The following is a 15,585-nucleotide window of genomic DNA, read 5'->3' on the forward strand; positions in this document are numbered from 1 at the left end:
GCCAACTTATCCAACACTTCCCATCCGCGCTTATCCTTCTCGTGTCCTTTCCGGCGGGAATGCTTCCGGAAACTTTCGAAAGCCGGGAAAGGATCGGCGCTTCGGCCTGTGGGAGAACCCCGGGGCCGGGGAGGTTCAGTCCAATCATGCGATGTTGGACGAAACCGTTTGCCGGGGCGGGTGGTCCAAGGGATCGCAACAACCGCAACACCAACCAAAGACCTCAGCGCTCCCGATGGACCGCCCGTCTTTCCCATCTTTCAACAGCCAGACGCGACAGCGGGCGTGGCAACGGGGAGAGCGTTGCAGAACAATCATGCGTGGTTCGACAAGCTCACCATGAGGGAAGTGGAGGATTGCAGGGGTATATTCTGCGGCTTTTGCGATTAGCGTTACAGCGCCAACCTCCCTCATGGTGAGCTTGTCGAACCACGCACCACAACCACGCAGCGGATATGAAAACGGCAACCCTTGGGTTGCCGTTTTTGATCAATGCACGAGAATGTTGCGGAACTGCCAGGGGTCGCTGGTGTCGATGTCTTCCTTGAAGAAGCCAGGACGGTTTTCCAGCGGCGTCCAGTCGGTATAGTGCCCCTTGAGCGGCCCGAGATAGGGCTTCTGGATTTCAAGGCAGCGGCGGAAGTCGATCTCGTCGGTTTCGACAATTCCGGCTTCCGGATTTTCCAGCGCCCAGACCATGCCCGAGAGAACAGCCGAACTGACCTGAAGACCGGTTGCATTCTGGTAAGGCGCCAGTTTGCGGGCTTCCTCGATGGTCAGCTGCGAGCCGTACCAGTAGGCGTTCTTGTCGTGGCCATAGAGCAGGACACCGAGCTCATCCGCGCCATCGACGATCTCGGATTCCTCCAGAACGTGGTGGATGGCCTGCGGCTGGCCGGCGGCACCGAACATTTCGTCGAGCGACAGCGTTGCCACATTGGACGGGTGGTAGGCGTAGTGGCAGGTCGGCCGGTAGGCAGCCTTGCCCTTCTTGTCGAACACGGTGAAGAAGTCGGCAATCGAGATCGCCTCATTGTGCGTCACCAGCAGGCCGAACTGCGGTCCCTCGGTCGGACACCAGGTGCGGATACGGGTATCGGCGCCGGGCTGTTCGAGGAAGATCGCGGCCTTGTTGCCCTTCTTCTGCTTGCGGGCGTTCTTGGGCAGCCACTTTTCATGCGTGCCCCAGCCCAGTTCCGCCGGCTGCAGGCCTTCGGAAATGAAGCCGTCCACCGACCAGGTGTTCCAGAACACGCCGAACGGCTTCGGCTCGCCCGCGCGCTGCGTGTCGCGTTCGGCAATGTGAATGCCCTTGATGCCGGTCTGGCGCATCAGGCGGGCCCAACCGTCGCGGTCATTGCGCGCCGGTTCGGTGTGCTCGATACCCAGATCCTTGGCGAGATTGACAACCGCCTGTTTGACGAACCACGACACCATGCCGGGATTGGCACCGCTGCAGGAGACGGCCGTGGTGCCGCCGGGCTTGCGGCGCTTTTCCGCCAGCAGCGTTTCGCGCAGCGCATAATTGGTGCGTTTCGCGTTGTCGCCGCCCGCATTGTAAAATCCGGCCCATGGCTCGATGACCGTGTCGATGTAGAGCGAGCCGAGCTTGCGGCACAGGCGCATGATATCGACCGACGATGTATCGACGGACAGATTGACGCAAAAACCCTGGCCATCGCCTGCAGTCAGCAATGGCTTCAACAGCGTCTTGTAATTTTCCTTGGTAACGGCTTCCTGAATGAAGCGGATGCCACGCTCGTCGAGCAGTTTCTTGTTGGCATCACTCGGGTCGATGACGACCAGGCGGGACTTATCGAATTTGAAGTGGCGCTCTATGAGGGGCAGGGTACCCCGTCCGATGGACCCGAAACCGATCATCACGATCGGACCAGTAATTTCTCCATGTACAGGCCAATTCGCCTTCGCCATTTTTTTGCTACTCCTAATTTTTTAATCTCCATCAATGAGGGCAGCGGTTATTTCACCGCTTCAAAGAAACCATAGAGCATAGTGATGACAAAGAGCAAACAACCGTTCACCGGAAAGGGGTGAAAACTGCAACTACTGTTAATTGAAATGCTTCAAAGCGACTTTAAAGCCGCGACAAGCCGGTCGCGGACAGCCATGATGCCTTTGTAATGCGCCTGCGCCTCGCTCAGCGACTGGAGCTGATGGGCAAAGGCTTCGGCAATGCTGCGGCATTCCGGGTGCTTTTTCAAGGCACTCACCGGATCGAGATGAATGCGGATGGTGAAGAGAATGTCGCCGGATGCCGGCAGCTTGCGCAGGGTCTGGCGTTCGACGCGGACAAAGCTCTGGGCAACGATGTCCGCGTCGGTGTAGCGGGCGCCCTTCTGCTGGCTCGACAACGGGTGGTAGAGGTCGCCGTCCGGCTGCAACGACCAGTTCATGCGATAGACCGAACGGTCCGGCCGCAGATTATCGAACATGCGGCTGATCAGGCCCGCATTGCGGGTGCCCGCGCCGAAATCCGGCACCGGCGCATGGATGTCCTCCATCGAGCGGCCGAACTTTTCCAGAAGGGTCCAGGAGGAGGGGAAGGACAGCGATGCCGCCGCCAGATGCCAGCCGCGCCGTTCATCCTTGCGCATCAGGACGAGGTCTTCCTGCACGAGACTGGCCGCGCGATGCAGAAAGGGCGAACCGGCATCGCCGAGCGGAACCTGTTCGTCCCAGCCGGTAACCGCAATGGTGCTGCCGTTCCGGCGGTAAAGCGCGGGATAGTGCCCGGCGAGATGCGCGCTCAAGAGGTCGAGCACTTCCTTTTGCGAGTTGCCGGTTCCCGGCTCCTCGACGAAAATCTTCCCCGCATGCAGCCCGAACAGCCGTCGCTTTTCCCTGAGGTAGGGAAGGAGATTGCCGTCAATCTCGATCCAATCCTTCAGGTCGAGCTGGTGCAGCCCGATGGTGAAGGGCTGCGCCGAACCGTCATAGGGCGTGTGGGCGGGGGGCGTGTGGGCAGGCGCACTCATTCGGCGTTGTCCATTGCCTCCAGCTCGTCGATGATGCCTTCGATGACGGAAAGACCCTTCTGCCAGAACGCCGGGTCGGTGGCATCGAGGCCGAACGGAGCCAGCAGCTCCGAATGGTGTTTTGTGCCGCCGGCCTTCAGCATGTCGAAATATTTTTGCTGAAAGCCCGCATCGGCATTCTGGTAGACAGCATATAGCGAATTCACCAGGCAATCGCCGAAGGCATAGGCGTAGACGTAGAACGGCGAATGGATGAAATGCGGAATATAGGTCCAGAAGGTTTCGTAGCCGGGGCCGAAGCGGATCGCCGGTCCGAGGCTTTCCTTCTGCACATCCAGCCAGATCTCACCGATGCGGTCGGAGGTCAGTTCGCCATTGGCGCGCTCGGTGTGCACCCGGCGTTCGAACAGGTAGAAGGCGATCTGGCGCACGACCGTATTGATCATGTCCTCGGCCTTCTGCGCCAGCATGGCCTTGCGTTCGCGCTTGTCTCTGGTTTTTTCCAGCAGCGAGCGGAAGGTCAGCATTTCACCGAAGACGGAGGCGGTTTCGGCGAGCGTCAGCGGTGTTGAGGCCATCAGCGCACCCTGATCACCGGCCAGAACCTGATGCACGCCATGCCCGAGTTCATGGGCAAGGGTCATCACGTCACGCGGCTTGCCCATGTAGTTGAGCAGCACATAGGGATGGGCCGAAGGCACGGTCGGATGGGCGAAGGCGCCCGGCGACTTGCCGGGGCGCGTGGGCGCATCGATCCAGTTCTTATCGAAGAAGGCGCGGGCGATATCGGCCATTTCCGGGGCAAAGCCGTTATAGGCCGACAGCACGGTGTCCCTGGCTTCCGTCCACGGGATCACCGCCTGCGGCGTCTCCGGCAAGGGCGCGTTGCGGTCCCAGTTGTTGAGGTAATCGAGGCCGAGCCACTTGGCCTTCAGCGCGTAATAGCGGTGCGACAGGCGCGGATAGGCCGCCTGCACGGCCTCGGCCAGCGCATCCACCACCTCCCGCTCGACGCGGTTGGCAAGGTGGCGGCTGTCGGCAATATCCTGGAAACCGCGCCAGCGATCGGAGATTTCCTTGTCCTTGGCCAGGGTATTGGTGATCAGCGTGAAGGTGCGCAGATTTTCCTTGAATGTCTTTGCCAGGGCGTCGGATGCTTTCTTGCGCACGGTTCCGTCGGCGTCCTGCAGCATGTTGAGCGTCGGTTCGAGCGCAAGGTCCTCGCCGTCGACATCAAAGCGCAGTGCCGTCATGGTTTCGTCGAACAGGCGGTTCCAGGCGCCGCGCCCGGTGATCGACTTCTCATGGAACAGCTGTTCGATCTTGTCATCGAGCTGGTAGGGCTTGTCCTTGCGCAGATCGACCAGCCAGGGCCGGTAATGGCCGATGGCGGGATTGCCGTCCATCGCCTTCTCGATCACCGTATCGTCGATGCGGTTGAGTTCGAGGCTGAAGAAGATCAGGTGCGCGCTGGCATTGGTCATCTTTTCCTGGATGTCGCCATAGAGCTTGGCGCGCTTCGGATCGGAGGTATCGCCCGCATAGACCAGCCCGGCATAGGAGACGATCTTGCCGATCAGTTCTTCCAGTGCTTCGAATTCGCGGATCGCTTCGGCAAAGGTGCCGCCCATCGGTTTGGCGGCTTCGGCGGCCAGATTGCCCTTCCAGCGACTGGCGAAGAGCACGGCAAGTTCATCGGCCTTTTGCAGGTCCGTCTTGAGTTCGGTGCTGTCCGCCGAGGGATAGAGATCGGCAAGGTTCCACTCGGGCAGGACGCCGAGAGCGGTCTGTTCCGCCTTGACGGCGGCAGCGCCGGACTTTCCGGAAGGCATGTGGTTCGTGATTTCGAATTTCATTTTGGCACCGTTTTTTGGCAATCAAGCGCTTGTCCAACGCGAATCATGAGGGATAGTTTCGGCGAGCGAAAGCTTAAAAGTCCATTGGCGATTGTTCCAGTTGCGTATTCCGCGTTTACAAAACGTGCGTGTGTAAGACCTAAGAAGGGTGGATTCTCACGCCAAAAGGTCTTAATGGTGCTGTTAACCGCCCGTTGACCATGTCTTGAATCAGCTTTTCGCGTCTGGGTTTTTGCCATGCTCTCAACGTATTTGTTCTTCAATAAGTGACCATTAACCATTAAATCGGATAATCCAGATATTCGGGGACTGGAAAAAACGGTCAAGGTTGGGACGACATTGTCAAACATGATTCATGCACAGAACGGCAAATCGACGGCAGGTTCTTTTGTACGCGCCAGCTGGTTTGTGTTCCTCATGGTCTTCGGCTCGATGCTGTTTGCATCGGCACAGGCTTCCGCTGAGACACGCACGCTCAAGCTCTATTTCATCCATACGAAGGAACGTGCGGAAATCACGTTCAAGAAGAATGGACGCTATCAGCAGGACGGCCTGAACAAGCTCAACCGCTTCCTGCGCGACTGGCGCCGCAACGAACCGACGAACATGGACCCCCGCCTGTTCGATCTGGTCTGGCAGGTCTATCAGTCTGTCGGCGGCTCCGATTATATCCACGTGGTTTCCGCCTACCGCTCTCCGGCCACCAATTCCATGCTGCGCTCGCGCAGCCGCGGCGTCGCCCAGAAAAGCCAGCATATGCTCGGCAAGGCGATGGACTGGTATCTTCCCGGCGTGAAACTCTCGACCCTGCGCGTGACCGCGCTGAAATTCCAGGCTGGCGGCGTCGGCTATTACCCGACATCCGGCTCGCCTTTCGTCCACACGGACGTGGGCAATGTCCGCATGTGGCCGCGCATGAGCCGCCGCGAGCTGCTGGCCGTGTTCCCCGATGGCAAGACGATGCACATCCCCGCGGATGGCAAGCCGCTGCCTGGCTATGAACAGGCCGTTGCCGCCTATGAATCGCGCAAGCGCAGCGGCGGTTCCGTTCAGGTTGCCAGCAATTCCTCCAGCTCCGGCCGTCGCGGCAAGACCCTGTTCGGCATGCTCTTTGGCGGCGGCGGTGCCGACGACGAGGAAGATTCCAGCGAAGGCAGCGTCGCCGTGGCCTCCGCGCCGACCCCGTCGCGCAGCGTAGCCCGTGTCGCACGGCCGGCGGCATCGGATGATGACGAGGGCGGCGGTGCAACATCGTTGCCGGGCGTGGCGGTCGGACAGTCCGCCCCTGCAGCAGCGCCGGCGGCGGCCGCCGCACCGGCTCTGCCGACCCGCAATGCGCCTGCGCCTTTGACAGCGCCGCGGCCTGAAACACCGGTCGAAGCCTCGCCGGAAGACAATGCCGCGCTCGCCTTTGCCGTTCCCGTGCCGCTGCGCCGTCCGGACTATGCGCCGACGCCTGAAGCGGGCGCCCCGGCCACACTGAATGCGCTCGCCGAGGATCAGTCGACCGTTGTCGCAGCCCTGCCGACGCCGCGTCCGACCGACAGCGCCGGTGCCATCCGTGACATGATCGCTGCCAATGTGAACACCCCGGCCAATGAGCCCGCACCGGCCCAGCCGGAAATGGTCAACGCGCTGGTTCCCGTTCCTTTCGACAAGCCGCAGTCCGGTCCCAAGCGCACTGACATGATGGTGGCCTCGGTCGTGCCGAACCCGCGCCCGGCCATGCCGCCTGCGCAGGCACAGGTCGCCGCTGCGTCGGAACATGATGTCATTCCGGTTCCGAACGAAGATCTGGAAACGATCATCAAGCAGTCCGATGCCGCCCATGCCAAGGCACCGGCCGTTGCCGTGGCCCAGCCCATGCCGACAGTGCCGGCAACCACGGGCGGCCGCGTCGTCCGCAACAAGCCGGCGCCGACACAGAACACGCAGCTGGCATCGGCTGAGCCTCAGCCGTCGCTGCGCCGCACCATGCTGGATGCGGGCGGTTCGGCCGATCCGGTTGCCATGCTCGACAGCGGTGTGATCACCACGGGCAAGACCTCGAAGCCACGCCGCCAGACGGCCAAGAACCAGGGCGCCAAGGCCATTCAGGTTGCCTCGGAAGTGCCGGACCGGGCGCTGTCCAGCCAGCAGGTCGCCGAGACATCGCCGAACGTCGAACCGGCTGTCCTGCGCAACGAAGCCATGCGCACTGCGCCGACGACGGTGTATACGGCTGGCTTCCAGCAGGCACTGCCGGTGGCCGACACCAACAAGTTCACGGGCAAGGCTGTGACCTTCCTGTCGATCGCGAAGTTCACCGCAACCAACTGATCGCCCGTTCGCGGGTCAAACAAAAGGGCGGCTCCGAAACGGGCCGCCCTCTTTCATGAATTCCAGTATCTGCTGCATCTTGCCAGTGCGTGGTTCGACAAGCTCACCATGAGGGGTGTGGTTTGATTACAATGCCAATCGGCAACGTTGACGAATGTGGCCCCTGCAATCCTCACCCTCCCTCATGGTGAGCTTGTCGAACCACGCACCAAGCGGCATGCTGCTTGAAAATAGCGCTTTATGCTTTTGCCAGTTTGGCGGCCTCGGCGGCGAGCTTGGTGATGTCGTCCCACTTCCCGGCCTGAACCAGATTTTCCGGAGCAACCCAGGAGCCGCCGACGCAGACGACGTTCGGCAGATCGAGATAGGTCTTGGCGTTGCCAGCACCGATGCCGCCGGTCGGGCAGAACTGGATACCGGCAAAGGGTGACGACAGGGATTTGAGGAAGGACGCCCCGCCTGCCTGCTCGGCCGGGAAGAATTTCAGCATGGTATAGCCTTCTTCGCGCAGGGCCATGATTTCCGCCGGTGTGATCGCACCGGGAAGCAGAGGCACCTTGCCGGCGCTGGCGGCCTTCAGCAGCTGCGGCGTGGCGCCCGGGCTGACGATGAAACGCGATCCCGCGGCGCTGGCCTCTTCATACTGGCGCGCATTGAGAATGGTCCCGGCACCGACGATGGCTTCGGGCACCTCATTGGCGACGGCGCGGATGGCGTCGAGCGCGGCGGGCGTGCGCAGGGTGATTTCGATCGCCGGAAGGCCACCGGCGGCCAGTGCACGGGCCAGAGGCACCGCATGGGCGACATCGTGGACGAGAATGACCGGGATAACCGGCTGGCCCTTCAGAACGGGTAATAGCAAATCGGTCTTCTGGGCCATGTCAAACTCTCCGCGGTTGATGGGTTCAATCGATTTAGTCATACCGGGCCGCTTTGTCCACCGGTTGCTGTGGTGCCGCGAGATTCCGCCGCGGCAAAACGGCGCCAGGCGAGGGCCAGTTTGGCATCATAGCGGTTCTGTGTGAACTTTGGACCGTTATAGGCGCGGGCAAAGCTCTTCCAGTCGTGCCGTGCCAGGGCGGGCATGAGGTTGTTGTACGCGATGAAGCGGATCATCAGACGAAGCTGCCCCTTGAGGGAAGCGCGCGCCTCGGCGGCGAGCGCCTCGACGCTGTCATGGCCAAGGCATTTCCAGTGCGCGCCCATGACCTGGCCTATCCCCCAGGATACGGATTCAAGCGCCGCCTGCCGGTCGATGGTGATGGCTGCCTCCAGCAGCTGCCAGCGCGCCGCCTGCGATGCGGGATTGCGGACCGCACCGGCGGCAGGGTTGGCAAGACCCCTGCTGTGGGCGACCTGCCGCTGCGCGCCAGAGAGACGCTGGTCGAAATAGTGCCCCTCGAAGCGGATGGGCGGTTCGCTGCGCCCGCCGATCCGGTAAAGGCAGACGCCGCCGCTTTCCACCTCGGCGACGGCCAGCAGCACCGCCGGTTCGATCCCGGCCTGCTGCGCCTCGTCACGGATGTCGCGTATATCCTGTTGTGAAAACATATTCTCAGTCCCTCGGGAATTGTACCTGTTCACCAGGGATTATCCGGGGCCTTGGGGCGCGTTGGATAAGTAAACGCTGCAAATCTCTTGAAATCATCGCTTAGGAGCAGTAGTTGCAGGGGATCATGACCGATCACACCGCAAACTTGCCCTTCAAAGTGGCAGCACTCTACCGTTTTGCCCGGCTGGAACATTACCAGGCGTTGCAGGAGCCGCTGGCACAACTGTGCTGCGGGTCGGGCATCAAGGGCACGCTGCTGCTGGCGGCCGAAGGCATCAACGGCACCGTGGCCGGCACGCCCGACGCCATTGACAGGCTGGTCGCGTTCCTTGAAGCGGAGCCGGCCATCACAGGCATGGAGCTGAAGTTTTCCCATGCGAGCGAAATGCCGTTCAAGCGCATGAAGGTGCGGCTGAAAAAGGAAATCGTCACCATGGGCGTCGAGGATATCGACCCGCTCCAGAGCGTCGGCACCTATGTGCCCGCGCAGGAATGGAACGCCCTGATTTCCGATCCGGGTACGATCGTCATCGATACGCGCAATGATTATGAAACGGCGATCGGCACCTTTGCCAATGCGGTCGACCCGCAGACAAAGACGTTCCGCGAGTTCCCGCAATGGGTGGAAAACCACCGGGACGAACTGGAAGGCAAGAAGATCGCCATGTTCTGCACCGGCGGCATCCGCTGCGAGAAGGCGACGGCCTTCGTCAAGGGGCTGGGCTTCGACGATGTGTTCCATCTGAAGGGCGGCATCCTCAAATATCTCGAGGACGTGCCTGCCGCCGAAAGCCGCTGGGAAGGCGAATGTTTTGTCTTCGACGAGCGCGTCTCGGTCGGTCATGGCCTGGTGGAAGGGGCGGCGGAGCTGTGCCACGCCTGCCGCAATCCGATTGCGCCGGAGGACAAATTGTCCCCGCTGTTCGCGGAAGGCATTTCCTGCCCGAAATGCTATCACGAACGGACGGACGCCGACCGCGCCCGCTTTGCCGAACGGCAAAAGCAGGTGAAACTCGCCAAATTGCGCGGCGAAAAGCACCATATCGGCTCCTGATCACAAAAAATCCATCTGTCATTGCAATGACGCGATGCCGACCCTAACTAGGTCGGGACGCATCCGTGCAGCCATGAGGAGATTTGCATGTTCGACCCGAAGAAGATTCTTGATGATTTTCTGGGAAGCAGTATTCCCGGAACTGGAACCTCCGTTCGAGATACGGCCGGCAAGGCAACACAGATGGCCAAGGACAATCCGCTGGCTGCCGGCGCTCTGGCCGCTGTGCTGCTGGGCACAGGCACGGGCCGCGACATCGCCGGCGGTGCGCTGAAGCTCGGCGGCCTCGCTGCCGTGGCCGGGCTCGCCTACAAGGCCTATCAGAATTACCAGTCGGGCAATGCACCGGCCGAAACGGCAAAGGCCGGGGAGCCGGACCTGCTGCCGCCGCCCGACGATTCAAGCTTCCATCCGGCAACGGCGCCGCAGGGCGAGCATGAGTTCGCGCTGGTGCTGGTGCGCGCCATGATTGCCGCTGCCCGGGCCGATGGCCATGTGGATGAGGCGGAACGGGCACGCATCGTCGAAAAGCTTTCGCTTTCCGGCATGAACAGCGACACGCAGGAATTCCTGGCCACGGAGCTGAACGCCCCCGTCAATATCGACGCGCTGGTTGCCGCCGCCGCCACCGATGCGCAGAAGGTCGAACTCTACACGGCATCGCGCCTGGCCATCGAGGCCAAGACCCGCGCGGAACGCGGCTATCTCGATCTCCTGGCCGGACGGCTGAAACTGCCTGACAATCTCATCGATCATATCGAGGCCACTGTGGCCAATGTGAAAACGCCCGCGCCGCAGGCGTAAAGGCGAGCGAACCGGCATGGAAGACACCCGCCCCGACAGGCGGGTGTTTTGCTCTCGACAAGACAAACGACTCCAGTCTAGTTTGACGCGTTCTGACTCGGGGCCAAGGGTTCGTCAGGACATCCGGGCAGTGTCGATGGCTGCCATTGCGTCAAGGGTTTTGAGAGCGTCCGGGTCGCGCGCGCTTTGTTCGGACCCACCATCATGTCTCTATGTATGCAACTGGATGCATGGCCGGTGTGAGACCGCCATGGATTCGTGGACAGGGGTGGACCTCATGAAAAAAATTCTCATTCTGGGCTTTATGGTTCTGGCGGCGATGGCGGGTGCCAACGGTGCCTCTGCCGCCGAAAAGGTAACGGTGTTTGCTGCGGCGAGCATGAAGGAAGTGGTCGAAACGGCGGCTGCGAAGTTCGAAGCAAAGACCGGCACGAAAGTGACCTCCTCCTTTGCCGCATCGTCGGTGCTGGCCAAGCAGATCGAGCAGGGCGCGCCTGCAAACATCTTCATTTCCGCCGATCTCGACTGGATGGACTATCTCGAACAGCGCAATCTCATCGACAAGCCGTCGCGCAAGATCGTTGCGGGCAATGCGCTTGTTATTCTGACCAAGGCGGACAAGGGCGATGCGGCAACCATCCTGAAGGCCGGGCGCTTTGCCATGGGCGATCCCAGCAACGTGCCCGCCGGCAAATATGGCAAGAGCGCACTGGAAACATTGAAAGTCTGGGACGACGTCGCCAAGAACGCCGTTTTCACCGAGAACGTGCGCGCGGCGCTGGAATTCGTGCGCCGCGGCGAGGCGAATTCCGCCATCGTCTACGCCTCGGACCATACGGCTGCGCCCGAACTGATCGAAGCCTATCGTTTCGCCGGTTCGACCCATAAGCCCATCCTCTATCCGGCCGCGCTGGTCGGCAAGGAGCCTTCGGCCGAAGGCAAGGCGTTCCTCGATTTCCTCGCCAGCGATGAGGGCCAGGACATCATCAAGTCGAAAGGCTTCGTCGGCGCATCTGACAAGGCAGGCTGACAGTGCTGGGTGAGACAGAATGGGCCATCGTTCTTCTGTCGCTGAGGGTCGCGCTGGTCGCGATCCTCGTCGCTCTGCCCTTTGCCTTCGTTTTCGCCTGGATTCTGGCGCGCTTTTCCTTCTGGGGCAAAAGTCTGCTGCAGGCGCTGATCACCATGCCGCTGGTCATTCCGCCCGTGGTTACCGGTTATCTCCTGCTGGTGTGGTTCGGCGCGCGCGGCATGCTGGGCGGCTTCTTCAATGACGTGTTCGGGTTGACCTTTTCCTTCCGCTGGACCGGTGCGGCGCTGGCGGCGGGCGTCATGGCCTTTCCCCTGCTGGTGCGGCCGATGCGCCTTTCCATTGAAAGTCTCGATCGCGGCCTTGAGGAGGCGGCGCGCTCGCTCGGTGCCGGGCGTATCGTGGTGTTCCTGACGGTGACGCTGCCGCTTCTGCTGCCGGGTATTCTGGCCGGGGCGGTGCTGGGCTTTGCCAAGGCACTGGGTGAATTCGGCGCGACAATCACTTTTGTGTCCAATATTCCCGGCGAGACGCAGACCTTGTCGCTTGCCATCTATTCGCTGCTGCAGAGCCCGAATGGCGATGTGGCCGCGCTGCGGCTGATCCTGGTTTCCGTGGTGATTTCAATTGTCGCGGTGGTTGCGTCCGAATGGCTGCAGCGGCGCCTCAGCGGAGGCCGTGCATGAGCGAGACGCTGATTGTTTCCGTTGAAGGGCAGGTGGGGACATTCCCCGTCGCTGCCGCCTTTACGGCAGGCGGCGGCGTCACCGCGCTGTTCGGCGAATCCGGTGCCGGCAAGACGACGCTGCTGAAAATGATCGCCGGGGTCACGCGCCCGGCCAAGGGCCGGATCGCCATCCGCGATCACGTGTTGTTCGACAGCGCCAAAGGCATCCATCTGCCGCCGGAACAGCGCCGGATCGGCTATGTCTTCCAGGATGCGCGGCTGTTTCCGCACCTTTCGGTCAAGAACAACCTGACCTATGCGCGCTGGGCCGGGCGGCGCAGCGAAGGCCTGTCCTATGACCGGGTGGTGGCGCTTCTCGGCCTTGAACATCTGCAGCAGCGCGCACCGGCACTGCTGTCCGGCGGCGAGCGCCAGCGCGTGGCGATCGGGCGGGCGCTGCTGTCCAATCCGGCGCTGCTGCTGATGGACGAGCCGCTGTCATCTCTCGATCATGCCCGCCGCCAGGAGATCCTGCCCTTTCTTGAGACCCTGCGTGATGAAACCGGATTGCCGATCCTCTATGTCAGCCACGAGATCGACGAGGTGGCGCGGCTCGCCGACGAGATCGTGCTGCTGCAGGGCGGCCGGGTCACGGCGAGCGGACCCGCGGAGGCGATCTTTTCGCGGCTCGGCAGCCATGACGATGCCGGAGCGCTGGTGACGGGCGTGGTCACGGCAAGCGACGAGGCTTTCGGGCTGACATCCCTCGACATCGGCGGCCAGCCGTTCCAGATTGCCAGGCTCGGCTTTGCCGCCGGAACAAAGCTGCGGCTGCGCATAAGGGCGCGGGACGTTTCGATTGCCCGTGCACTGCCGCAGTCGATCAGCGTGCGTAATATCCTGCCCGCGCGCATTACCGGCATGGAGACCAATGACGGTCCCGACTGCGACCTGACGCTCGACATTGGCGGCCAGACCATCGTTGCGCGGCTGACGCGCAAATCGGCGCGCGAGCTTGCGCTCAACCAGGGCGAGGCGGTGTTCGCCCTGGTCAAAGCCGCATCGGTGGATCGCGGCGTGCTGCGGGGCTGAAGCCTATCTGGCGAGGAACCGTTCGATGCGCTCGATGGCGCGCAGGATGTTTTCCTCCGAATTGGCGTAGGAGAGGCGGATATAGCCCTCGCCGAGAATGCCGAAATCGGGGCCGCCGATCAGCGCCACACCGGCTTCATCCAGCAGTGCCGCCGCCAACTGCTTGGCCGGCCATCCCGTCTGCTTGATGTTGGGAAAAGCATAGAACGCGCCCTTCGGCGTGGCGCAGCTAATGCCGGGCAGGCTGTTGAGGCCGTCGACCACGATCCTGCGGCGGCTGTCGAAGGCGCGGCACATCTTTTCGACATCGTCCTGCGGGCCGTCGATGGCGGCGATGCCGGCATATTGGCTGGGGGCGTTGACACAGGACCAGCAATTGACGGCGAGCTTGCGCACCTTGTCATAAAGGCTGTCCGGCCAGATTGACCAGCCCATGCGCCAGCCGGTCATTGCCCATGTCTTGGACCAGCCGTTGAGCACGATCAGCCGGTCGCGGATCGACGGGAAGGTCAGGAGCGAGCAATGTTCCTCGCCGTCATAGGTCATCACGTCGTAGATCTCGTCGGACATGATGGCGACGTGCGGGTGCGCCTCCAGCCCCTTGACCAGTTTTTCAATCTCGGCCTTCGGGGTGACACCGCCCGTCGGATTGGCCGGTGAATTGAGGATCAGCAGCCGCGTCTTGGGCGTGATCAGCGCAAGCGTCTCTTCCGCCGAGAAAGCAAAGCCGTTCTCCTCGCGGATCGGCACGGGAACCGGGGTGGCACCGGTGAATTCAATCATCGAGCGATAGATCGGAAAGCCGGGGTCGGGGTAAAGAATTTCCGCGCCGGATTCGCCGAAAATCAGAATGGCGGCAAACATCGTGACCTTGCCGCCGGGGACAATCATGACATTCTCCGGCGAGACCTCGACGCCCGTGGTGGTCAGCGTGCGGCGGACCACGGCCTCGCGCGTGGCAAGCAGTCCGGTTGCCGGCGTATAGCCGTGATGGCCATCTCTGAGCGCCTTGATGGCGGCTTCGACGATATGGCCGGGTGTTTTGAAATCCGGCTGGCCGATGCCGAGATTGATGATGTCCTTGCCCTGTGCGGCGAGGGCGGTGGCGCGGGCGAGAACAGCGAAGGCATTTTCTTCACCGATACGGTCGAAACCGGAGATGGTACGCAGCATTATCTTGTCTCACATACAATTTATGTCTTCTGCTTTGTGCGGTTCCGATTGTATGGAGTCAAATACTCATATGCAAAACAGGCATGCTACCATGACCGATCTCAAAGACTGGATACCGCGCCCTCTGCCCGCCCGCGAAGCCATCGAGGGGCGATACGTCACTCTGGAGCCGCTGGAGGCCGCCAGGCATGGCGACGGGCTTTATGCGGCATCGAGCGTTGCGGATGCGGCCGACCGTTTCCGCTATCTGTTCGAAACGCCGGCGGGCGACCGCCCGGCATTCGACGCGTGGCTGGAAAAGGTTTCGGCCAGCAAGGATCCGCTGTTCTTTGCCGTCATCGACAAGAAGTCCGGCAAGGTTGCAGGACGGCAGACCCTGATGCGGATCGATCCGACGTTCGGCGTCATCGAGATCGGCAACATCTACTGGGGACCGCTGATCTCCCGCAAACCGGCGGCTACGGAGGCGCAGTATCTCTTTGCCTCCTATATCTTCGATACGCTCGGCTATCGCCGCTACGAATGGAAATGCAACAATGCCAATGAGCCGTCCAAGCGGGCGGCCGAGCGTTTCGGCTTCACCTTCGAGGGCGTTTTCCGCCAGCACATGGTGCAGAAGGGTGAGAATCGTGACACCGCATGGTATTCGATCATCGACAGCGAATGGCCGGCGCTGAAAGCCGCCTATCAGGCATGGCTGTCGCCGGACAATTTCGATGCGGACGGGTTGCAGATCAGGCGGCTTGAGGATTTGCGCGCGGGTTAGAGCTTGCGTTCGGGCGCAACGGGGCTAAAAAGGCTGCGACAGTTGTGCCCCAGGAAAGACAATGACCGTGAGTGATCCCAAAAGCCGCAATGCTGCCATCGCCGCAGCCTGTATCATGCTTGGTTTCGGGTTTGCCGCGTTCTACATGCCCAACATGATGATCGCGCTGGGTGCCCGCTCGCCGGTGCTGGCAGGCATTTTCGCCGCTGTCTTTGTGGTCGGTTTTTTTCTGGTGTTCTGGTTGCGTGGCAGGAGCCAGCGCCGCAAGGACTAGAG

General features: G+C 61.6%; 15 protein-coding genes. 8 read left to right on the forward strand and 7 right to left on the reverse strand.

What is annotated here, in order from left to right; all coding sequences use genetic code 11:
* Nucleotides 1-489: 489 nt before the first annotated feature.
* The 4 genes from ACZ25R_RS07050 to ACZ25R_RS07065 form a co-directional block, all read right to left on the reverse strand.
* Nucleotides 490-1,932 carry a homospermidine synthase gene (locus tag ACZ25R_RS07050; protein ID WP_464661454.1) on the reverse strand — a complete coding sequence of 481 codons (1,443 nt, stop codon included), beginning with the start codon at nt 1,930-1,932 and terminating at the stop codon, nt 490-492.
* Nucleotides 1,933-2,084: 152 nt separating this feature from the next.
* On the reverse strand, nt 2,085-2,996 hold the full coding sequence (locus tag ACZ25R_RS07055) for a heme-dependent oxidative N-demethylase family protein (RefSeq protein WP_472460561.1): 912 nt from the start codon (nt 2,994-2,996) through the stop codon (nt 2,085-2,087).
* Nucleotides 2,993-4,828, reverse strand: coding sequence for a M3 family oligoendopeptidase (locus tag ACZ25R_RS07060; protein ID WP_472462449.1), 1,836 nt, complete (start codon nt 4,826-4,828; stop codon nt 2,993-2,995). The genes ACZ25R_RS07055 and ACZ25R_RS07060 overlap by 4 nt, the downstream gene beginning before the upstream one ends.
* Before the next feature lie 20 nt (nt 4,829-4,848).
* Nucleotides 4,849-5,202: a hypothetical protein gene (locus ACZ25R_RS07065; protein ID WP_472460562.1), complete on the reverse strand. Its 354-nt coding sequence runs from the start codon at nt 5,200-5,202 to the stop codon at nt 4,849-4,851.
* A gap of 67 nt (nt 5,203-5,269) precedes the next feature.
* On the opposite strand from ACZ25R_RS07065, the gene ACZ25R_RS07070 reads away from it, so the two are divergent.
* A complete protein-coding gene (locus ACZ25R_RS07070) occupies nt 5,270-7,171 on the forward strand; it encodes a peptidoglycan L,D-endopeptidase MepK (RefSeq protein WP_472462450.1) in 1,902 nt (633 codons plus the stop codon).
* Nucleotides 7,172-7,409: 238 nt separating this feature from the next.
* Here the strand turns inward: ACZ25R_RS07070 and ACZ25R_RS07075 are convergent, their stop codons facing one another.
* Together ACZ25R_RS07075 and ACZ25R_RS07080 are read right to left on the reverse strand one after the other, a co-directional pair.
* Nucleotides 7,410-8,051 (reverse strand): 2-dehydro-3-deoxy-phosphogluconate aldolase, encoded by a 642-nt coding sequence (locus tag ACZ25R_RS07075; RefSeq protein ID WP_288194499.1) that lies wholly within the window; start codon nt 8,049-8,051, stop codon nt 7,410-7,412.
* A gap of 38 nt (nt 8,052-8,089) precedes the next feature.
* On the reverse strand, nt 8,090-8,722 hold the full coding sequence (locus tag ACZ25R_RS07080; RefSeq protein ID WP_472460563.1) for an N-acetylmuramidase family protein: 633 nt from the start codon (nt 8,720-8,722) through the stop codon (nt 8,090-8,092).
* Nucleotides 8,723-8,847: 125 nt separating this feature from the next.
* Here ACZ25R_RS07080 and trhO point away from each other — a divergent pair, with 125 nt between their 5' ends.
* The 5 genes from trhO to modC all read left to right on the forward strand — a co-directional run bounded on the left by trhO (nt 8,848) and on the right by modC (nt 13,370).
* A complete protein-coding gene (gene trhO, locus ACZ25R_RS07085) occupies nt 8,848-9,777 on the forward strand; it encodes an oxygen-dependent tRNA uridine(34) hydroxylase TrhO (RefSeq protein ID WP_472460564.1) in 930 nt (309 codons plus the stop codon).
* A gap of 87 nt (nt 9,778-9,864) precedes the next feature.
* Nucleotides 9,865-10,581, forward strand: coding sequence for a tellurite resistance TerB family protein (locus tag ACZ25R_RS07090; RefSeq protein WP_464661449.1), 717 nt, complete (start codon nt 9,865-9,867; stop codon nt 10,579-10,581).
* A 277-nt stretch (nt 10,582-10,858) separates the two neighbouring features.
* Nucleotides 10,859-11,611 carry a molybdate ABC transporter substrate-binding protein gene (gene modA, locus ACZ25R_RS07095; RefSeq protein ID WP_472460565.1) on the forward strand — a complete coding sequence of 251 codons (753 nt, stop codon included), beginning with the start codon at nt 10,859-10,861 and terminating at the stop codon, nt 11,609-11,611.
* Entirely contained in the window at nt 11,608-12,297 is a 690-nt protein-coding gene (gene modB / locus ACZ25R_RS07100) for a molybdate ABC transporter permease subunit (protein WP_403184223.1), read from the forward strand. Before modA ends, modB begins: the two co-directional genes overlap by 4 nt.
* Nucleotides 12,294-13,370: a molybdenum ABC transporter ATP-binding protein gene (gene modC / locus ACZ25R_RS07105; protein WP_472460566.1), complete on the forward strand. Its 1,077-nt coding sequence runs from the start codon at nt 12,294-12,296 to the stop codon at nt 13,368-13,370. Before modB ends, modC begins: the two co-directional genes overlap by 4 nt.
* A gap of 3 nt (nt 13,371-13,373) precedes the next feature.
* Here modC and ACZ25R_RS07110 read toward each other — a convergent pair whose 3' ends face one another.
* Entirely contained in the window at nt 13,374-14,543 is a 1,170-nt protein-coding gene (locus ACZ25R_RS07110) for a pyridoxal phosphate-dependent aminotransferase (protein WP_472460567.1), read from the reverse strand.
* A 91-nt stretch (nt 14,544-14,634) separates the two neighbouring features.
* Between ACZ25R_RS07110 and ACZ25R_RS07115 the strand changes: the two genes are divergently transcribed.
* Both ACZ25R_RS07115 and ACZ25R_RS07120 read left to right on the forward strand, forming a co-directional pair.
* Nucleotides 14,635-15,309 (forward strand): GNAT family N-acetyltransferase, encoded by a 675-nt coding sequence (locus tag ACZ25R_RS07115; protein WP_472460568.1) that lies wholly within the window; start codon nt 14,635-14,637, stop codon nt 15,307-15,309.
* A gap of 61 nt (nt 15,310-15,370) precedes the next feature.
* The gene (locus tag ACZ25R_RS07120; RefSeq protein ID WP_223612440.1) at nt 15,371-15,583 is read left to right on the forward strand and encodes a hypothetical protein; all 213 of its coding nucleotides are present in this window, start codon (nt 15,371-15,373) and stop codon (nt 15,581-15,583) included.
* Nucleotides 15,584-15,585 lie beyond the last annotated feature (2 nt).

This window comes from Phyllobacterium sp. RCAM01083 (assembly GCF_055685835.1).